This window comes from Tardibacter chloracetimidivorans (assembly GCF_001890385.1).
Taxonomy (GTDB): Bacteria; Pseudomonadota; Alphaproteobacteria; order Sphingomonadales; family Sphingomonadaceae; genus Tardibacter; species Tardibacter chloracetimidivorans.
This window is the reverse complement of sequence record NZ_CP018221.1, coordinates 807,880-826,977: the sequence shown is the minus strand read 5'-3', so window position 1 is coordinate 826,977 and position 19,098 is coordinate 807,880. Positions and strand designations below refer to the sequence as shown.

The following is a 19,098-nucleotide window of genomic DNA, read 5'->3' as shown; positions in this document are numbered from 1 at the left end:
TGGGGAGTGGGGAAGCGTGTTGAGGCCCCCCGAGCGTACCCGCCGTGCTCTTTTAAGGCGTACACTGCTTGACGAACTGCAGCGGAAGGGTGTACCTATTGAAGCCGTACGAGTGGAGGCACACAATGCCGCGAGCAGTAGTGGAAGACAACAGGCGCATGAGCCTGCGCATTCGGCCTGAGCAAAAGGCTTTGCTCGCCCGGGCGGCTGCGCTCAAGCACACCGATCTCACGACCTTTGTAACACGTTCGGCGCTGCGTGAGGCCGAGAACGTGATCGAAGAGGCGGAGCGGACGAAGCTGAGCGAGAGAGACAGCCTGCTCGTTCTTGATCTGCTCGAGAACCCGCCGCCGGCGAATGCGAAACTGCGCGCTGCCATCGCTGCGATGCCGAAGTTGGCATGACCCTTCCTTCATGGCACGAGGAAGCGATTTCGAAAGCGCATGATCGGGCTTCATTCGACTGCGGCGACAATGATCTGAACGTCTACTTGCAGCGCTATGCGCGGCAAAGCCATGAGGCAGGCGGGGCGAAGACGTTCCTCGCCATCGACGACACCGACAACAAGACGGTTCTCGGCTTTTACAGCATCGCTCCGGGCAGCATGGATCATGCGGATACGCCAGAACTGGCGAGGCGAGGACTCGCCAGGCATGAGGTGCCGGGCTTCCGGCTCGCGCGGCTTGCGACGGATGTGCGTGTGCAGGGGAAAGGACTCGGGGGTCAGCTCCTGGGCGCGATCGGGCGCAGATGCATTCGCGTCGCGGCCGAGGTCGGCGGGGTTATGCTGATCATCGACGCCAAAAACGAGCGCGCTGCCGAGTGGTATGCGAGCTACGGCGCAATTCCGCTGCACGACAAACCGCTGACACTCATATTGCCTTTTGCGACACTCGAACGTGAATTGAGAGCTGCTGGCCAGATCTAGGCGTTTAGGGTGCGATGCGCCGAGCAACGTCGTTCGCGTTGGACGTAAGTTCCACACTGGCGGGCACTCACACGACCATATCCCGCATCGAAACGCCAAGGCAGAGGCGCGCTCCAGATCAGCTTGCAGAGAACAGAATCAGCGGGATCAAACCAGTGTTCCGGTGCGATTTGCCGCACGAAACCGACTATGAACGATGGAACAATGACAAGATCTCTGCTATAGTCGCCTGCGAGGAACTATCGATGAATACCGCAGTCGACATGCCCCCAACCGACCCTGCAGCGACACGGCTGAAGCTAGGGTCCAAACTCAATCAGCCTCTTGAAAATCGTTGGTCTCATTGATTCAAGGCGTTTTCGCTGAAGAGGAGGCCTTGGGGATGTCGCGTTCGTTGTTCTGGCTATCGGATGAAGCGTGGACAGCAATCGAGCTCCACTTGCCCAAGAACCAGCCAGGAGCACGACGTGTTGATGACCGGCGGGTGATCTCCGGCATCGTTCACATGCTCAAGTGCGGCGGTCGCTGGGCAGATTGCCCCGCCGAATACGGGCCGGCGACGACGGTCTACAACCGATGGAACAGGTGGAGCCGGCGGGGCATCTGGACACGCATCCTGGCTGCACTGACCGAAGAAGGCTGGATCGCCGAGACCGGGCAGATCGATAGCAGCTACATCAAGGCTCACCGTAGCGCCGGTGGGGCAAAGGGGGGGCGCGAGCCAATGCCATTGGGATCTCGCGTGGCGGCCGGACAACAAAGATCCACGCCCTTGTCGACGTCCTCGGACGGCCGCTTCGTCTCGTCCTGACGCCCGGCAACACATCGGACGTGAAGGGCGCCGACCTGCTCATCAACGAAACAGCGGGAATGAAGCGGGTGATCGCCGACCGCGGCTACGACGCCAATCGCATTAGGACCATCCTGCGCGAACAGGGCACGACCCCGGTGATCCCCGGCCGCCGCAACCGCAAGCGCCCGATCCAATATGACAAACGCCGCTACAAAGATCGCTGGCGGGTCGAGGCTATGTTCTGCCGCCTCAAGGATTTCCGCCGGATCGCTACTCGCTACGACAAGCTTGCACGAAACTTCCTCTCAGCCGTAAGCCTCGCTGCCGCTGTGGCTTTCTGGCTCTGATTGAGTCTCAACCCTAGCCGATTGGCTGTGGCGTCCGTGGTATGCGAAGGCATGGTGGGCCGCGATCCCGGTCTGGTGGATCGGCATGGCGGTTTCCACCAAGGTCGCGCCGCTCGAAGCCTTTTACGACAGCGCGCTCCCCGGTTTTCTCAATGTCCTGTTCTTCCCGATGACCGCGCTCATGGTGTTGGGCATCGGCTATGTGCAGCATTGGTTGGCAGCGTTTTCGCCGCAGGGTGACGGTGTTCCGCTATCCGATGACGCACGGGCCAACATTACCCGGGTGTGGGAGGACCATGATCGGGCCATGGAAGCTCTCCGTGCTGGCAGCGATATTCACGATCCACGGTCCGGGGCGCTATACATCGGCAATCCGATAAGTCCCAACAATGGCGCTCGTATCAGCGTTTTTTGAAGCTGCTGTCTCCATCGCCGGGGCTGTTATCCAAATCGACCGAGAACCTTCCACCTTTCAGCACTGAGTTCTGCTCGATGGAAGTCAGCGGGCCGGTGATATCGAATGTCGCTCGTCCGGAATCCGCATCCTGAAGGTAGCGGTTACGCATGCCGTTCGGACCAAGGATACGGTCTGACAGTTCCCGGGAGAAGGCTGCTGCGGGATCATTGGATCGTGCAGCTGCACGCTCGGATGCCGCAATCGCTTCGCGCACGTCGTAGTTCACTATATCGAGACTCGATTGAGCATTCTCCGTCGTGATTCCGACATCACGGCTCTCGAAGCCCAGGCTGGCGCCAACCCGTCCCGTAGTGGAGCGACCCTTTTGGGTGGTTGGGGTTTGGCTCGATTGCTGCCCTTTTCCGCTGGGTTGTCCGCGACCTCCAATGGCTTCGGATTCGTGTGTGTCGACACTCCCTCCGAGGTGGGCACCGAGCGACGTGCCCATGGTTGTCTGATCCTGCGCGGACCGCGATAGCCCGCGCTGCCATCCGGTCTGCGCGATGATCGCCTGCACGTCCCTGGTCAGCGTATCCGCAACCTGCGGATTGAGTCGCCAGTTGCCGTGGCGATCCATCTCGAACCCGCCGCGAAGCCAGTTCTGCATCATGGCCTGCCCTTGCTCGCCGCCGCTCAGGAAATGCTCGATCGTATCCGGCCCGGCCTGTTTGCCGGCTTCGAAGCGCGTGCTGGTGTCATTGCGTGCTGACAACCCGACCGAACTCGAAACAAGGACGTCGTTGTCGGCGAATGAAAAGCGGGCACGCCCACCATTTGCGATGGCGCCGAGCTGGCTTTCGTTGATGAGCCCGCCCCGCCACATCTGGGCCGCGGTCTCTGGCGTCAGATTGAGGCTGAGGTCGCCATTCTGCGCCATGGCGATCTGCCGCTTCGACATCTGCACGCCGTGCTCGCCCAGCAATTGCTGCATGCGGGTCAGGCGCTCATTCTCGACGATGCGGGTGAGACGCTCGTTGCGGGCACGATCGGCGATGCCTGCCGCGCCGCCTTCGGCCATGTCGACCTGGTTGCCGGCGCCTTGGCTCAAGGTGCGGATAAAGCTGTCGAGCCGCGCCGCCTGCCGCACCGACATGCCGGCCGCCGCCGCGCCTTCCGCGAACCCCGCGTTGTCGGCTTGCCGCCGCTGCTCGCCGATCCGCGCGGCGGATCGCGTGCCGTCGTGACCGACCTCGCGCTGGGCATCGAGTTTGCCCGACCGCTCGGCGAAATCGTACCCTGCCGCCTCGCGCGTGCGGCCATAGACGCTGGTGCCTTCGCGCGCCGCCTCGGCGGTTGCTCCATCGGCAGTGCCGACCTGCGCGGCGGCATTGTAGGTTTCCAGCGCCCGCATGACTTGCGCTTCGTTGCGGCCCGTTGCGCGGGAGAGCTGGGAGATGGCGGTGGAGCGGGCTTCGCCCGAGAGGGCGTTGATGAAGGCGATGCGGCGCGAGGTTTCTTGAACGGGGAGACCGAGCATGGCGGAGGCGTTGCGCTGGCCCTCGTTGCTGCCCGTCCGGTGCGCCTGTTCGGTTGCGACATTGCCGCGTTCAATGCGAGCGACATTGTCGCCCGCGAAATCCCGGCGGCCTTCCATCGCGCCAACCTGCACCTGCGCTGCCGTCAGATCGTTCCTCAGCATCTGCTCCTGATCGAACGTATTGGCGATCAGCTTGGCGAAGGTCGGATCGGCCGAGGCCTGCGCGATCACCGTTGAGGCTTTCAGCGCCGCGTCCTTCTGGTCATAGCCGTTCCGCTCAAAATGCCGCTGAGCGCCGGACATCATCATGTCGAAGGCGCGCGTATCACCGAATGCCTTCCACTGGACCATCCTCTGCGCGAAGGCGGCAAAGGCACTTTCGCCAGCCTGGCCCTGTCCGAAGTAGCCCGTGCCGAGAGCACGGAGCGCATCCTTCTCCGCGAAATTGTGGATCGCCGACGTGGTCGCATTGTCGCGCACGGCGCGCATCGTCGCGGGATCGGTAAGACTGCGGCCGGTGAGCGCAGGAGATAGCCCGCCGAGCTCGCGCCCGGCATCGAGCCCGCCCATGCCAAAGGCGGCCGTCCCGTTCGCGCCGCCGCCATGTACGGCGAGCACGCGGCTCGCGGCGCCGAACGCCCGGTTGGCGCCGAAGGTCGTGCGCTCCCCGAAATCCCCGAAGTTCGAAGCCGCACCGCGCCGCGCCATGGTGCCGGCCGCTGCTGCCTGCGTTTCGAGCGCACCGGCATAGCCCTCGCTGGTCGCGAGCGGTGCGGCTGCCGCCGTCCCCTGGCCCTGGACGCCGAGCGCGCCGGAGGTGAACGACGTGAAAACATTGCCGCTGAACCGGAACACGGTGAATACGAACGCGCCAGCCAATCCCGCCGCGGCAGTGCGAAAGCTGCCGAAGATCGCCAGCGCTTTCATCGCTGAGGAGGGTGCGAGCATCCATGCGTTCGCGGCGACATTGTTTGCGCGCATCTCGGCCAGCACATCGGTCGCGCGGCCGAGCGTCAACTGATATATCCCGGCATCAATCACGCCCCACAGCGCCACGAACACGAACAGGCCGAGCGTGAAGCTGGCGACGCGCAGGTTGATGGGGGTCAGGATGAACAGGAGCGCGATCGGCATCATGAACAGCATGATTCCGAACACCGTAGCGCGGATGGTCGGCATCCACTCATTGGCGGTCGACATGGTGGCAAGGCCGGATGAGACGACGGCGCGGTTGGCCATGACGCGGGCGGCGGTCGCGGGGCTATCTTCGAACAGCACGTCGCCGACAGTGCTGCCGAGCATGACGTTGGTCAGGAATTGCTGAAGCGACTGCGGGGTGTCCATCATCATCTGACCCAGCTCGCCGATGTTCGAGCGGCAGCGCTGAAGCTGAGTGGTATTGGTGATGTCGTATCCGGTGCGCGTGCAGACCTGTGCGACATAGTTGTCGAACAGCGTGGGCTCGGAGAGCCGCGTCGAGATATGCTCCCAGGCCTCGTTGCAACTGACCGTCGTGCCGCCCTTGTCGGTCGAGGTGAATACCGTGCTGAAGGTCGCGGGCCCCGCCATGCCCGCAAAGGCGGCGGGCAGATCGGTCGCGGTGCGAAACAGCATGTCATCGTCGACGCCATAGGCGGGCGAGACCCGCGCCACCGGATAGCATTGGCGGACATAGTCCTTGATCGTCGCGTCGAGGAAAGTGTCGGTCATAGGACCGCGTGGGCTTGCGGCATTGAGGAAGAGATCGAACGTGTGGCCACCCGCGCCGAACTCGAGTTTCGCATGAGGATCGGTCGTATTATCGTCGATCACCTCGGCAAGCGCGCGCTCCATCATGTTGGTCATGCCCGCGACCAGCACGATGAGGTTGGGGACATCGCCTACCGGCTGATAGGCGTTGCGGACGCGGTCATAGACATGGACCGTGCCCGTCGTCGCCACCATGCCGACGAACAGGCCGACGCCGATCAACATCTGGAATCCGAACCCGACCAGCCCCATGCCCGAGCCGCGAATACTGGCGAGCAGGACGCCCAGGCCGATGCCGACCGCCGCGACGATCAGCACCAGCGTCTCGTAGCGCGGATCGCCGAAGATCATCGAGACCAGGCGGAAGGCGTCCACGGTCTCGGCAAAGCCGTCATAGGTATGGAAGCTGGTGTCGATCGCGAATGCGGGCGCGGCCGCGAAAAGCGCGATCAGGACTGACAGGGCGCGAAGGATGCGGATCATGGCGTGGCCCTCGCTCAGCGGTTGCGGTTGGCGGCAGCGCCGGCGGCGTCGCGCGCATCACGGTCGCGCTGGCGAACGACGCCGGCATAGTTCGCCGAGAGGTTCGCCTGGTTGAGCGCGGCCATATAGGACTGACGCATCTGCGCGCGCTGGCGCAGCACCTCGTCTCGAAGGTCCCCGAGCTGCTCGATCCCCTTGGAGAGGATGCGAGTCTGGCAGACCTTGGCATTGCCCGCGTCGCTGGCACCCGCCGCGCTCGCGCCGCGCTCGGCGTTCGACACGGCGAAATCGATGCTGCGCGTGAGGTCGTTGAGCATCTGATAGGCGAGCGTCAGCGCCACCAGTTCGTCGGTATCACCGATCACGCTCTCGACCATGCCCTGGCGCACGCCCCATTCGAGCAGCCGATAGACGGGAAGCGTGCGGACATTGGCGACGAACTGCCGTTCCTCCGGCGTCAACGCCGCGCGCGTGCGGATCTTGATGGCGATCGATTCCATTCGAGTACGTGCAAGGATGAGAGCACCCTTGCCATTACCGTCCACCGAGCAGTCCGCCGATTTCGGCGGAACCGACAGTGTGCGAGACTGGACCTTGCCGGTCAGAAAATCGTCGACGCTTTCGGTGTCCTGGCGCGGGCAGGCAGGTATGGCTGAGAAGATCGGCACCTTGTCGGTCGCATCCCAGCGCATATAGACGTCCCCGACGCGGGCGCGCATGACGCCGGCCCAGTCAGACGCGCCGACACGCGCGGCGGCGTGCGCCAGCAGCGAGCCGGTCTTGAATATCTCGGTGACTTCGGCGGGGCAGTTCTCCAGCGCATCCTTGAGGTCTTCCGTGGGATTGCCCTGATTGGCCTGGATCTTCTCGCGGCTCTGCTGATAGCTCTTGGAGAAGCCCGCGCGCACCGACTTGTAGCCGGTCATCTCCTCAATAATGCCCGACATGTTGTCGTCACCCTTGGCGATCTGCACCATGCGATTGGCAAGCCGGCAGTCATTCACCTGGATAGAATTAAGAAAATTCGTGGCCGCCTCCATCTTCGAGATGATGTTGCCCATCTTCTCGTCGAGCGTTTCGAGCAGATACTGGAATGCGACGGCGGGCGCGGCCTGGAGGATGCTTTCGAGCTTCTGAACGAGATAGTCCGGGTCAAGGAACGACATGCCGCCGAGGAACATGTCGATACCGCCGCATCCCGCGCGGATTTTTGGCAGCGTGACGCTCATCAGATAGTCGTTGTGGAAGTCGACCCGGCCCGACATGCCGCCTGCCGTGATATAGCCACGGGTCTGATCCTCGAAACTGCCCGGCGACGTGTATGTCACATTGTCGAACCAGCTCTCGGCCCAGCTTTGCGCGGAAGCGGGAGTAGTTGTTGATTTCCGTTGAGAGTTGACCCGGGATTTTCATCGAGAAGTGACCCTGGTGGATGTGTGTCTCCCGCGTTGCGGGATGTGGGTCAAGCTGGTGATTTTTCCTTTCTGGTTTTGGGTGCGGCAGAACTCGCCCTGAACCGGAAGCTGTCGTTGCCGGTTTCCAGGATGTGGCAGTGGTGGGTGAGCCGGTCGAGCAGCGCGGTGGTCATCTTGGCATCGCCGAACACGCCAGCCCATTCGCTGAAGCTGAGGTTGGTGGTGATGATCACGCTGGTCTGCTCGTAGAGCTTGGAGAGCAAGTGGAACAGCAGGGCGCCGCCTGACGGGCTGAACGGCAGGTATCCAAGCTCATCGAGGATGACGAGGTCGAGGCGCAGCAGGCGCTCGGCAAGCTGGCCAGCCTTGTTCATGGCCTTTTCCTGTTCGAGCATGTTGACCAGGTCGACGGTGGAGAAGAACCGGGCCTTCCTGCGGTGGTGTTCCACGGCCTGGATACCGAGCGCGGTGGCCATGTGGGTCTTGCCCGTGCCGGGGCCGCCGATCAGCACGACATTATCGGCGCCGTCGATGAACTCGCCGCGATGGAGCTGGCGGACCAGGGCTTCATTGACCTCGCTGGAAGCAAAGTCGAACCCGGCGAGGTCCTTGTAGGCCGGGAACCGGGCCGCCTTGATCTGATAGGCGATGGATCGCACTTCGCGTTCCGCCATCTCGGCCTTGAGCAGCTGGGAGAGGATCGGCACGGCGTCATCGAAGGCCGGGGCGCCCTGGGCGATGAGATCGCTCACTGCCTGGGCCATGCCGTACATCTTGAGACCGCGCAGCATGACCTCGACGGCAGCGCTGGCGGGATCATGACGCACGGCGCAGCTCCCGCAGGTTATCATAGCGGCCGACGTCGGCGAGCGGTTCCTGGGCAAGGCGCAGGGCTTGCGGCGCATCGATCGGTGATGCTGGCGGCGCCTTGCCATCGGTCAGCCGATGCAGGATGTTGAGCACGTGGATCTTGGTCGGAACACCGCCCTCCAGCGCCAGCTCGACGGCGCCCAACACCGCCTGTTCGTCGTGGTGCAGCACAAGCGAGAGTATCTCGACCATCTCCCTATCGCCGCCCGGGCGCTTGAGAAGATGCCCCTGCAACTGGCGGAACGCATCGGGCATCTCGGTAAACGGCGCGCCGTTGCGCAAAGCACCGGGCTTACGCTGGATCACCGCCAGATAGTGCCGCCAGTCATAGACGATCCGTCCCGGCAGATGATGTGAGCGGGCGATGATCCGCCCATGCTCGCACAGGATCCGCCCCTCGGCGGCGATGACGATACGGTCCGGATAAACTCGCAGACTCACCGGGCGGTTGGCGAAGGAGGCCGGCACTGAGTACCGGTTGCGCTCGAAGTTTACGAGGCAGGTCGGCGATACCCGCTTGGTATGCTCGACGAAGCCGTCGAAGGGCCGCCCCAGCGGCATCAGGCTGGCGACCTCCGCGGCATGCATATCGGCGATGCTGCCGGGTAGCGCGCCGTGGGGGATATGGCTCCACTGGGCGATGCATTGCTCCTCGAGCCAGGCATTGAGCGCATCGATATCCGCAAAGCTGGGTATCGGCTGCCACAGCCGGCGACGGGCATCCTGGACGTTCTTCTCGACCTGCCCCTTCTCCCACCCCGAGGCCGGGTTACAGAACTCGGGCTCGAACAGGTAATGGCTGGCCAGCGCCGCGAACCGGGCGTTGACCTGCCGTGCCTTGCCACTGCCGATCCGATCAACCGCGGTCTTCATGTTATCAAAGATCCCGCGCTGCGGCACACCGCCCAGCACCCGGAACGCCTGCGTCAGCGCATCGAACAGCATCTCGTGGGTCTGGAGCAGATAGGCCCTGACGATGAACGCCCGGCTGTGCGACAGCTTGGTGTGCGCCACCTGTAGCTTGGTCTGCTTGCCGGCAATGATCGCCCAATCCTCGCTCCAGTCGAACTGGAACGCTTCGCCAGGCTGAAACACCAGCGGCACGAAGGTCCCGCGCCCGCTGGTCTGGGCATCACGCTGGCGGTCGGCCTTCCAACTGCGCGCAAAGGCCGCAACACGTCCGTAGGAGCCATCGAAGCCCAGGGCGACGAGATCGGCGTGCAGCTGCTTGACCGTGCGCCGCTGCTTGCGCGAGCGACCAGCCTCGATCCGCAGCCAACCCGCCAGCTTCCCTGCGAACGGGTCCAGCTTGCTTGGCCGTTCGGGAACCTTGAACCTGGGCTCAACCGTGCCCGCCCGAAGGTACTTGCGGATCGTGTTGCGCGACAGTCCGGTCCGTCGCTCAATCTCCCGGATCGGCATCCCCTCACGAAAATGCCAGCGCCGGATTACGCTCAGTAACGCCATGTCGATCACTCCAATGTCCCCCGACGCATCAGCCAGGGGGAAGGTCAGAACATGGGTCACTTCTCAGTGGAAATTTATGCCCCTCCCGGGTCAACTCTCAACGGAAATCAACAGTGTTGCAATCTCGCCGATCCAACGGCTGCTATAAGGCTCGTCGCGATGGCAGTCAGTGCGAGGTCAGCAGCGCGGCGCGGATGTCGGCGATCGATCGCATAAGGATCGACGGATTGTCTCGCGCCGGAACAAAACCCCAGCTTTGCCAGTAGCGCTCCGCTTCGACGTCGATCGCGCGGACGACGATGGCGCGGCCACCAATGATCTCTGCGCCCGCTATGCAGCGCCGAAAGGCATCGGCGACGAGCATTGAACCGATCCCGCGCCCCTGCTGGCGGCGGTCGACCGCTATCTGACCGATCAGCAGACAAGGTATTGGATCGGGCGGCCGGCCGGTGCGGACACGGCGGGGCGCAGCGCTTGGATCGACCGCGCTTGGCGCGAGGCCATAGTAGCCAACGACCTTTCCATCCTCGTGGATCACCATGACGCGCGTGAAATCCTGGCGCTGGTTGGCGCGCGCAAATGTCCTGAGCCACTCATCGAGCGCAGGCTTGCCGCACTCGAAACCGTCGAGATCATGGGCGTCGGAAAGCGGCTCGACAGCCGAGAGCGGCACGATGAGTCAGGCCGGCAACACGTTTCGACCAAGGCGCTCGATCGCTTTGGCAGGCAGTGGCTGCACAGGACCATCGATCGCCGCCAGGAAATCGGCATAGGTCTCACTCGAGACGCGTACGACGGTCTGGTTGAGCATGGCGAGCTGAGCGTCGTGAAGGGCGGCACGGCGCACGAATTCCGTACGGGACAGACCAAGCAGCGCAGCGCCCCGATCAATCACCGCTAGATCGTCGTCGCGAAAGCGCATGGAAACCGGCGTTTCCTTGCGTGTCGCCTGCATTGCCATAGCTGAGTCCTCCAAAATGTAACGCATCTGTATATACAATCTGAAGTCTCAAGCCGCAAGAGCCTTTACTATCACGGCCGCCTGCCCGAGATGGGTCCGAGGTCCTCGGGGAATAACGACAGATGATCCTGCGGCCAGCGTTCGCTGTCCACGCACCGAAACTCGAAACAGCGCAGCCGGTCGACCAGCTGCCGGGCGATCTCGCCGATCGCGGCATGGCGGCGGCGTCCATCATTGTCGGCAAGGCCATCGAGCAGGGCAGCGGGCGAGGTGGCAAGCGCTACCTCCAGATGCGTGGTGAGGATATCATCGGCGACTCGGGACATGAGTCTAAAGAACAAATTGGGAACATTTAGTCAATCGCCGCGCATGACGCGTAGCGCGGCGGCGGGATGCGGCGCATGACGGCGTAGAGACGCTATCGCTCATATGGCGATCGGTGGGAGTCTTTCCAGGTCAGGACGAACCGTCCTTCCCGGAGCAAACCAGTGACCCCGACAAAATTGCTAATCGGCCAGATTCTCGTCGTTTTCGCGATCGTTTGTCTAGGCGTATGGGCGGCCACGCAGTGGGCCGCCGCGATGCTCGGCTATCAGGCGCAGCTCGGGGAAGCCTGGTTCACCCTGCTTGGCACGCCAATCTATCGGCCGTGGGCGATCTTCTGGTGGTGGTATTCGTTCGACGCTTATGCGCCGCATGTCTTCGACAAGGCCGGCGCGCTTGCTGGCGCGAGCGGCTTCCTTGGTTGCGGCGCGGCCATCGCCGGGTCGCTGTGGCGTGCGCGCCAGGCCCGGCATGTCACGACCTATGGCTCGGCACGCTGGGCAACGCCGCGCGAGATCGACCGCGCCGGCCTGCACCGCGACACTGGCGTTTTCCTTGGCCGGCTGCGCGGCCGCTATCTGCGCCACGAAGGTCCCGAGCATGTCATGGCGTTTGCCCCGACCCGTTCGGGCAAGGGCGTCGGTCTGGTCGTTCCGACGCTGCTGAGCTGGACTGGCTCGGCGGTCATCCACGACATCAAAGGCGAGAACTGGACGTTGACCGCCGGCTGGCGCGCGCTGTTCAGCCACGCGCTGCTGTTCAACCCCACCGATCCGCGCTCCGCCAAATATAACCCCCTGCTCGAGGTCCGCCGCGGCGAGCATGAGGTCCGCGACGTGCAGAATATCGCCGATATTTTGGTCGACCCGGAAGGGGCGCTCGAGCGTCGTAATCACTGGGAAAAAACATCGCACTCGCTTTTGGTCGGCGCGATCCTCCATGTTCTTTACGCCGAGGAAGAGAAGACTCTCGCCCGCGTCGCGACGTTCCTGTCCGATCCGCAGCGCCCGTTCACCGCCACGCTGCGCCGGATGATGACGACCAATCATCTCGGCACGGCGGATGCGCCGCGCGTCCATCCCGTCGTCGCGTCGGCCGCGCGCGAAGTGCTCAACAAGTCCGACAATGAGCGCTCCGGCGTGCTCTCGACCGCCATGTCGTTCCTCGGCCTCTACCGCGATCCCACCGTCGCCGAGGTCACCGCGCGTTGCGACTGGCGCATTGCCGATCTGGTCGAAGGCAAGCAGCCGGCCTCGCTCTATCTCGTCATTCCGCCGTCGGACATCAGCCGCACCAAGCCGCTGGTGCGTCTGGTGCTCAACCAGATCGGCCGCCGTCTGACAGAGAAGCTCGATGCCGACCGCACCCAAGGCCGCAAGCATCAGCTCCTGATGATGCTCGACGAATTCCCGGCATTGGGGCGGCTCGACTTCTTCGAAACCAGCCTTGCCTTCATGGCCGGCTATGGCGTGCGCGCCTTCCTGATCGCACAATCGCTCAACCAGATCGAGAAGGCTTACGGCGAGCATAATTCGATCCGTGCCTATCCGCTTGACGCATACACCCACTACATCTAGTGGCTGCCTTGTGGCGCGCGCCTGACTTTTCCTGCGGCTTGGTGCCACCCAAAGCGGTTGTAAAGGGTGGGGATTGTGGACGTTCTTGACCGCGACAAGCTGCCGTTCCCGAAATCCCTCCCCGAGTTCCAGCGGCTTTTCCCGGATGATGGCGCTTGCGCGTCCTGGCTTGAAAAAGCTCGCTGGCCTGATGGATTTGCGTGCCCACGCTGTGGCGTCGTCGGCGATCCGTTTCGTTTCACCACTCGGCCTGTCATCCTGATGTGCCGCTCGTGTCGCCGTCAGACCGGCCTGATGGTCGGCACGGCCATGGAACGAAGCCACATCCCGCTCAGCGTGTGGTTCTGGGCCGCTTACCTGGTTGCGAGTCAGACGACCGGCATATCTGCCGTCCAGTTGCAGCGCCAGCTTGGCCTGACCCGGTACGAGACGGCCTTTGGCCTGCTCCATAAACTGCGCGCCGCGATGGTGCGCCCCGATCAGGATCGGATCGGCGGGCAGAGCGGTCAGCATGTCGAGGTCGATGAGACCTGGATCGGCGGGCGAACGCGCGGCGAAGGCCGGGGAACCCACCACAAAACGCTGGTGGTCGCCGCCGTCGAAGTTCGTCACCGGGAGCCTGGCACTGGCCAGGACCGCCGCCGGAACGGACGCTATGCCGGAAGGGTTCGATTGGCCATCGGTGCAGACCGCAGTGCCGGTGCCCTTGGTGGCTTTGTACAGAGCGCGGTCGAGCCGGGAACGCTGGTCATCACCGATGATTGGAGCGGCTATAGCGGGTTGCAGGGCGGCGGTTACGACCATCACGCCATCGCCCAGTGTGGCGACCCGGAGGTGTCCGAAGAGTTCCTGCCCATCGTCCATCTGGTGTTCTCAAACCTCAAAGCGTGGCTCAACGGCATCCACCACGGCGTCAGCACCAAGCATCTGCAAGCCTACCTCAACGAGTTCACTTTCCGCTTCAATCGCCGCTTCTACCCGTTCAACGCCTTCCGATCCCTCCTCGGGATCGCCAGTGATATCGAGGCGCCGACCTTTGCCGAACTCTACTCAGGCCAATGGACCCACCATACCATATCTAGTGGGTGTATGCCTTAAGCGGATAGGCACGATTCGATCCTCGACAACTGCCATGTCCGGGTCGCCTTCGCCACCAACGACGAACGGACGGCCCGCCGCATCTCCGATGCGCTCGGCGTCGCGACCGAGCAGCGGGCGATGCGCAACTATGCCGGCCACCGGCTCGCGCCGTGGCTCGCGCACGTCATGGTCAGCCGGCAGGAGACCGCGCGCCCGCTGCTGACCCAGGGCGAGGTGATGCAGCTCCCGCCCGCCGAGGAATTGGTACTGGTCTCTGGCATGTCGCCGATCCGCGCGAAGAAGCTGCGCTATTACGAGGACGGCAATTTCCAGAGCCGGCTTGCGCCCGCGCCCGAGCTGGCACCCGGCGATTTCGCCGATCGGCCCGCGCCGCGCCCCGACGACTGGAGCGGCATGGTTCGCAGCGCCGATACCCGGCTGGCCGGGGCGGACGACGACGCCAGGGAAGCCGGCGATGAAGGCGGTCTCCAGCAGGAGCGGCATCCCGGCCTCGAACAGCCGGTCGCAAAGGCCGAGCCCGCGAAGCAGCTCGAACTGCCCGATATCGATCGCGACGACAGCGATGCCGCCACCGATAAGCGCGCGATGGACCGGGTGCGCACCGCGCTCGTGCGCGGCCACGCCATGAACCAGGGTCGCGGGCAAGACCTGCTGCCGGGACTCTAGACAATGAAGGTCCGGCAGAACCTCTATATCGACCGCGAACTGAGTGATGCGCTGGATGCGCTCGCCATCCGGCCCGGCGGCAACAAGTCGCGCATCGTCAACGAGGCGCTCGGCACCTGGCTCGCCCGCCGCGCAACCAAACAGGTCGACGACCTGCTCAAAGTCCGGCTGGACCGCATCTCGCGCGAGATCGGTGCGTGCCGCCGCGATATCGAAGTCGTGCTCGAAGCGCTGTCGCTGTTCGTGCGCTATCAGCTCACCGTCACCGCGCCGCTGCCCGAGGCGGATGCCGCCGCGCTTGCCGCCGGCAACGAGCGGTTCGACCGCTTCATCGCCCAGCTCGGCCGCCAGATCGCGGCGGGCAAGCGCACGCTCGATAGCGTCGATCCGTCGGACGCGCGCACATGAGCGAGGCCGTTTCCTTCGAGCGCCGCCGCGCGATGCTGCGCAGCGCGATGGGACCGACCATCGCCGCCGCGCTCGCCGATCCGGCCGTCATCGAGATCATGCTCAATCCGGACGGCGTCTTGCGCCTGGACCGGCTTGGCGAAGGCCGGGTCGATACCGGCACGCGCTACGATCCGGCACAGGTCGAGCGGATCATCCGGCTGGTCGCGTCGCATGCGCGGACCGAAGTTCATGCCGCGGCGCCGATCGTCTCGGCGGAGCTGCCGCCGCATGGAGAAGGGGCCGGGGAGCGCTTCGAGGGCGTGCTGCCGCCGGTCAGCCTCGCGCCGTGCTTCTCGATCCGCAAGCCCGCGGCGAGAATCTACACGCTGCTCGACTATGTCCACGACGGCATCATGCCGGCCGAGACCGCGCAGCTCCTGTCGATGGCGGTGGTCGAACGCCGGAATATCCTCGTCGCGGGCGGCACCTCGTCGGGCAAGACGACGCTCGCCAATGCGCTGCTTTCGGAAATGGCGCGTCTCGACGAGCGCGTGCTGATCATCGAAGACACGCGCGAGCTGCAATGCGCCGCCCCCGATGTCGTCGCCCTGCGCACGCGCTCCGGCGGTGCGACCGGGGTCGGCGGCGTCAGCATGGCCGATCTGGTACGCTCGACGCTGCGTCTGCGCCCCGACCGCATTATCGTCGGCGAAGTCCGGGGCAAGGAAGCCCTCGACATGCTCAAAGCCTGGAACACCGGACATCCCGGTGGGATCGCGACGGTGCATGCCAACAGCGCCGTGTCGGCGCTCTACCGGCTCGAGCAGCTCGTGCAGGAATCGGTCGTCACCGTGCCGCGTCGGCTGATCGCCGACGCCATCGACATGATCGTGTTCATTTCAGGCCGCGGGCTTGCCCGCCGCGTCGAAACGATCGCGGGCGTCGCCGGCCTCGACCCTGACGGCGGCTACGCCGTCCTCGACCTCACCCCTGATCCAACCCTCGACCCTCAAGGAGAATAGCCATGCGCCTGTCCCGTATTTCCGCCCGCGTTCCCGATCGCCAGAGCGTGTTTCTGACCGGCGGCGCCATCGGCCTTGGCCTCTCGCTCGCGGCAACCGCCCAGGCCGCCGGCTCCGGCATGCCCTGGGAAGAACCGCTGCAACAGGTTCTGGAATCGGTGCAGGGGCCGGTCGCCAAGATTGTCGCGGTCATCATCATCATTGTCACCGGCCTGACGCTGGCGTTCGGCGAGACGGCGGGCGGCTTCCGCCGATTGATCCAGATCGTGTTCGGCCTGTCGATCGCGTTTGCGGCGTCGAGCTTCTTTCTCAGCTTCTTCAGCTTCGGCGGCGGAGCGCTGATCTCGTGAACGGCACGGGCGCTCACATCGAAGGCTTCGAGGCGCCGATGCACCGGTCGCTCGCCGAGCCGATCCTGCTCGGCGGCGCTCCGCGCGCCATCGCGATCGTCAACGGCACGGTCGCCGCCGCACTCGGCCTCGGCCTCCAGCAATGGATCGCCGGGCTGGTGATGTGGGCGTTCGGGCACACGCTGGCGGTGTTCGCCGCCAAGCGCGATCCGGACTTCGCGCCGGTGCTCGCTCGCCACATTCGCCAGAAGGGATATCTCTCGTGCTAAGCCTGCGTGAATATCGGCAGCGCGCCGACCGCATGGCGGACCATCTGCCCTGGGCCGCCCTCGTTGCACCCGGCATTGTCCTCAATAAGGACGGCAGTTTCCAGCGCACGTCGCAGTTCCGCGGGCCGGACCTGGAAAGCGCGACCGAAGCCGAGCTGATCGCCGCCTGCGCACGGGCGAACAACGTGCTCAGGCGGTTCGGATCGGGATGGGCGCTTCACTTTGAGGCCCAACGGCGCGAGGCGCTCGGCTATCCGGTCAGCGACTTTCCCGATGCCGCCTCCTGGCTGGTCGACGAGGAACGCGGTGGTGGCTTCGAAAGCGCCGGACAGCATTTCGAGAGCCGTTATTACCTGACGCTCACCTTCCTCGCCGGACCCGATCAGGCGGATACTGCGGGCCGTGCGCTGGTCGAGCGCAGCGACGATGTGAAGGGGCGCGACTGGCGGCAGACGCTCGCCGCGTTCGTCGCGGAGACCGATCGCGCGCTCGACCTGTTCTCCGGGTTCATGCCCGAGGTCCGCGCGCTCGACGATGCCGAGACGCTGACCTTCCTGCACGGCACCATCTCCACGCGCCGGCATCCGGTCGGCGTGCCTGAAACGCCGATGTATCTGGATGGTCTGCTGGCGGACACGCCGCTGACCGGCGGCCTCGAACCGATGCTGGGCGACGCGCACATCCGCACACTCACCATTCTCGGTTTCCCCAATCTCAGCCGCCCCGGCATCCTCGACGCGCTCAATCATCAGGATTTCGCCTATCGCTGGGTGACGCGCTTCATCGCGCTCGACAAGACCGACGCGACCAAGGCGCTGACGAAGCTGCGCCGCCAATGGTTCAACAAGAGGAAGTCGATCACCGCGCTGCTGCGCGAGGTCATCTACAACCAGCCCGTCCAGCTGCTCGACAGCGACGCCGACAACAAGGTGGTCGATAGCGATCTCGCCTTGCAGGCGCTCGGCGGCGATCATGTGGCCTTCGGCCATCTGACCACGACAATCACCGTCGCCGACACCGATTGCGCCCGTGTGGAAGAAAAGGTCCGTGCCGTCGAGCGGATCGTCAACGGCCTCGGTTTCACTTGCATCCGCGAAAGCATCAACGCTGTGGAGGCGTGGCTGTCGAGCCTGCCGGGCCACGTCTATGCCAATGTCCGCCAGCCGCTCGTCCACACGCTGAACCTCGCACACCTGATGCCGCTGTCGTCGGTATGGGCGGGGCCGGCGCGCAACACGCATCTAGACGGCCCGCCGCTGCTCTATGCGGAAACCAGCGGTTCGACCCCGTTTCGGCTCAGCACGCATGTCGGTGATGTCGGCCATATGCTGATCGTCGGCCCGACCGGCGCCGGCAAATCGGTGCTGCTCGCACTGCTGGCGCTCCAGTTCCGCCGCTACCGGCAAGCCCAGGTCTATATCTTCGACAAGGGCTTTTCGGCCCGTGCGGCGGTGCTGGCGATGGGCGGCGCGCATCACGCGCTCGGCCTCGGCGGCGAAGATGCCGATACCGGGCAGGCCATCGCCTTCCAGCCGCTGCGCCACATCGACCGGGCCGACGAGCGCGCATGGGCGGCGGAATGGATCGCCGCGCTGCTCGCGCACGAGCATGTCGTCGTCACCCCCGAGATCAAGAAATCCTTGTGGTCGGCGCTGAACAGCCTCGCCACGGCGCCGATCGAGGAACGCACGCTGACAGGGTTAGCGCTGCTGCTGCAATCGGCGGCGCTGCGATCGGCGTTGTCGCCCTACACCTTGGAAGGTCCGTTCGGACGGCTGCTCGACGCGGCCGAAGACGATCTCGCCATCGCCGACGTCCAGTGTTTCGAAACCGAGGCGCTGATGGGACAGGCCGGCGTTGTTGCCCCGGTGCTCACCTATCTGTTCCACCGCTTGGAAGAGCGGTTCACCGGGCGGCCGACGCTGCTCATTCTCGACGAAGCCTGGGTGTTCCTCGACCACCCGCTGTTCGCGGCGCGCATCCGCGAATGGCTGAAAGTCCTGCGCAAGCGCAACGTCGCGGTGGTGTTCGCGACACAAAGCCTCGCCGACATCGCGGATTCGACGATCGCGCCCGCCATCATCGAAAGCTGTCCGCAGCGCATATTGTTGCCCAACGACCGCGCCATCGAGCCGCAGAGCCAGGCGGCTTATGTCCGTTTCGGATTGAACGAGCGGCAAATCGAGCTGGTCAGCCGCGCGACGCCCAAGCGGCAATATTATCTGCAATCGGCGCGCGGCAACCGGCTGTTCGAGCTGGGGCTTGGCCCGATCGCGCTCGCCCTGTGCGGCGCCTCCGATCCCGAAAGCCAGAAGCGCATCGACGCCATCCTCGCCGAGCATGGCGCGGCACGCTTCGCCGCCGATTTCCTCACGTCCGCAGGCCTTGAATGGGCGGCCGACCTGCTGGCCGATTTTTCCGCTGCCCGACTTCCAGCAGAAAAGGAGTAATC

The 19,098-nt window shown here is 64.4% G+C and carries 16 protein-coding genes and 3 pseudogenes; 12 read left to right on the top strand and 7 right to left on the bottom strand.

The genetic code is table 11. The features are described 5' to 3' along the window. Positions 1 to 125 precede the first annotated feature (125 nt). The 4 genes and pseudogenes from BSL82_RS04255 (at position 126) to BSL82_RS04235 (ending at position 2,483) form a co-directional block, all read left to right on the top strand. A complete protein-coding gene (locus BSL82_RS04255; RefSeq protein ID WP_031290683.1) occupies positions 126 to 404 on the top strand; it encodes a type II toxin-antitoxin system TacA family antitoxin in 279 nt (92 codons plus the stop codon). After that, a complete protein-coding gene (locus BSL82_RS04250; RefSeq protein ID WP_072596182.1) occupies positions 401 to 928 on the top strand; it encodes a GNAT family N-acetyltransferase in 528 nt (175 codons plus the stop codon). Before BSL82_RS04255 ends, BSL82_RS04250 begins: the two co-directional genes overlap by 4 nt. A 382-nt stretch (positions 929 to 1,310) precedes the next feature. Then, positions 1,311 to 2,068, top strand: a pseudogene (locus BSL82_RS21720) (IS5 family transposase). Positions 2,069 to 2,153: 85 nt separating this feature from the next. Next, positions 2,154 to 2,483, top strand: coding sequence for a hypothetical protein (locus tag BSL82_RS04235; RefSeq protein WP_226998612.1), 330 nt, complete (start codon positions 2,154 to 2,156; stop codon positions 2,481 to 2,483). Here BSL82_RS04235 and BSL82_RS04230 read toward each other — a convergent pair. The 7 genes and pseudogenes from BSL82_RS04230 to BSL82_RS04200 form a co-directional block, all read right to left on the bottom strand. Continuing rightward, positions 2,470 to 6,234 carry a conjugal transfer protein TraG N-terminal domain-containing protein gene (locus BSL82_RS04230; protein WP_072596181.1) on the bottom strand — a complete coding sequence of 1,255 codons (3,765 nt, stop codon included), beginning with the start codon at positions 6,232 to 6,234 and terminating at the stop codon, positions 2,470 to 2,472. The genes BSL82_RS04235 and BSL82_RS04230 overlap by 14 nt on opposite strands. 14 nt (positions 6,235 to 6,248) lie before the next feature. Continuing rightward, positions 6,249 to 7,613, bottom strand: a pseudogene (locus BSL82_RS04225) (conjugal transfer protein TraH); the annotation flags it as partial. Between the two features lie 83 nt (positions 7,614 to 7,696). Then, complete coding sequence (istB, locus tag BSL82_RS04220) at positions 7,697 to 8,476, bottom strand: IS21-like element helper ATPase IstB (protein ID WP_072596180.1); 780 nt, start codon at positions 8,474 to 8,476, stop codon at positions 7,697 to 7,699. Beyond that, on the bottom strand, positions 8,466 to 9,986 hold the full coding sequence (istA, locus tag BSL82_RS04215; RefSeq protein ID WP_072598586.1) for an IS21 family transposase: 1,521 nt from the start codon (positions 9,984 to 9,986) through the stop codon (positions 8,466 to 8,468). Before istA ends, istB begins: the two co-directional genes overlap by 11 nt. A gap of 166 nt (positions 9,987 to 10,152) precedes the next feature. Beyond that, positions 10,153 to 10,659: a GNAT family N-acetyltransferase gene (locus BSL82_RS04210; RefSeq protein WP_072596179.1), complete on the bottom strand. Its 507-nt coding sequence runs from the start codon at positions 10,657 to 10,659 to the stop codon at positions 10,153 to 10,155. Between the two features lie 6 nt (positions 10,660 to 10,665). Then, on the bottom strand, positions 10,666 to 10,947 hold the full coding sequence (locus BSL82_RS04205) for a type II toxin-antitoxin system TacA family antitoxin (protein ID WP_072596178.1): 282 nt from the start codon (positions 10,945 to 10,947) through the stop codon (positions 10,666 to 10,668). A 71-nt stretch (positions 10,948 to 11,018) separates the two neighbouring features. Further along, positions 11,019 to 11,273: a hypothetical protein gene (locus BSL82_RS04200; protein WP_072596177.1), complete on the bottom strand. Its 255-nt coding sequence runs from the start codon at positions 11,271 to 11,273 to the stop codon at positions 11,019 to 11,021. Positions 11,274 to 11,435: 162 nt separating this feature from the next. Here BSL82_RS04200 and traG point away from each other — a divergent pair. The 8 genes and pseudogenes from traG to trbE form a co-directional block, all read left to right on the top strand. Beyond that, positions 11,436 to 12,809: pseudogene (traG, locus tag BSL82_RS04195) on the top strand (IncP-type conjugal transfer protein TraG); the annotation flags it as partial. 114 nt (positions 12,810 to 12,923) lie between these two features. Beyond that, positions 12,924 to 13,946, top strand: coding sequence for an IS1595 family transposase (locus BSL82_RS04190; protein WP_048575010.1), 1,023 nt, complete (start codon positions 12,924 to 12,926; stop codon positions 13,944 to 13,946). Between the two features lie 18 nt (positions 13,947 to 13,964). Continuing rightward, entirely contained in the window at positions 13,965 to 14,615 is a 651-nt protein-coding gene (locus BSL82_RS04185; protein ID WP_083579028.1) for a type IV secretory system conjugative DNA transfer family protein, read from the top strand. Between the two features lie 3 nt (positions 14,616 to 14,618). Next, complete coding sequence (locus tag BSL82_RS04180) at positions 14,619 to 15,023, top strand: CopG family transcriptional regulator (protein WP_072596175.1); 405 nt, start codon at positions 14,619 to 14,621, stop codon at positions 15,021 to 15,023. After that, on the top strand, positions 15,020 to 16,027 hold the full coding sequence (gene trbB, locus BSL82_RS04175) for a P-type conjugative transfer ATPase TrbB (RefSeq protein ID WP_072596174.1): 1,008 nt from the start codon (positions 15,020 to 15,022) through the stop codon (positions 16,025 to 16,027). Before BSL82_RS04180 ends, trbB begins: the two co-directional genes overlap by 4 nt. Positions 16,028 to 16,029: 2 nt before the next feature. Beyond that, a complete protein-coding gene (locus BSL82_RS04170) occupies positions 16,030 to 16,377 on the top strand; it encodes a TrbC/VirB2 family type IV secretion system protein (RefSeq protein WP_072596173.1) in 348 nt (115 codons plus the stop codon). Between the two features lie 38 nt (positions 16,378 to 16,415). Further along, the gene (locus tag BSL82_RS04165; RefSeq protein WP_072598585.1) at positions 16,416 to 16,646 is read left to right on the top strand and encodes a VirB3 family type IV secretion system protein; all 231 of its coding nucleotides are present in this window, start codon (positions 16,416 to 16,418) and stop codon (positions 16,644 to 16,646) included. Continuing rightward, positions 16,640 to 19,096 (top strand): conjugal transfer protein TrbE, encoded by a 2,457-nt coding sequence (gene trbE / locus BSL82_RS04160; RefSeq protein WP_072596172.1) that lies wholly within the window; start codon positions 16,640 to 16,642, stop codon positions 19,094 to 19,096. The genes BSL82_RS04165 and trbE overlap by 7 nt, the downstream gene beginning before the upstream one ends. Positions 19,097 to 19,098 lie beyond the last annotated feature (2 nt).

Excerpts from the sequence above, each read along its gene's own strand:
- BSL82_RS04255 (WP_031290683.1), top strand. The coding sequence starts at position 126 with ATGCCGCGAGCAGTAGTGGAAGACAACAGGCGCATGAGCCTGCGCATT.
- BSL82_RS04250 (WP_072596182.1), top strand. The coding sequence starts at position 401 with ATGACCCTTCCTTCATGGCACGAGGAAGCGATTTCGAAAGCGCATGAT.
- BSL82_RS04235 (WP_226998612.1), top strand. The coding sequence starts at position 2,154 with ATGGCGGTTTCCACCAAGGTCGCGCCGCTCGAAGCCTTTTACGACAGC.
- BSL82_RS04230 (WP_072596181.1), bottom strand. The coding sequence starts at position 6,234 with ATGATCCGCATCCTTCGCGCCCTGTCAGTCCTGATCGCGCTTTTCGCG.
- istA (WP_072598586.1), bottom strand. The coding sequence starts at position 9,986 with ATGGCGTTACTGAGCGTAATCCGGCGCTGGCATTTTCGTGAGGGGATG.
- BSL82_RS04205 (WP_072596178.1), bottom strand. The coding sequence starts at position 10,947 with ATGGCAATGCAGGCGACACGCAAGGAAACGCCGGTTTCCATGCGCTTT.
- BSL82_RS04200 (WP_072596177.1), bottom strand. The coding sequence starts at position 11,273 with ATGTCCCGAGTCGCCGATGATATCCTCACCACGCATCTGGAGGTAGCG.
- BSL82_RS04180 (WP_072596175.1), top strand. The coding sequence starts at position 14,619 with ATGAAGGTCCGGCAGAACCTCTATATCGACCGCGAACTGAGTGATGCG.
- trbB (WP_072596174.1), top strand. The coding sequence starts at position 15,020 with ATGAGCGAGGCCGTTTCCTTCGAGCGCCGCCGCGCGATGCTGCGCAGC.
- BSL82_RS04170 (WP_072596173.1), top strand. The coding sequence starts at position 16,030 with ATGCGCCTGTCCCGTATTTCCGCCCGCGTTCCCGATCGCCAGAGCGTG.
- BSL82_RS04165 (WP_072598585.1), top strand. The coding sequence starts at position 16,416 with ATGCACCGGTCGCTCGCCGAGCCGATCCTGCTCGGCGGCGCTCCGCGC.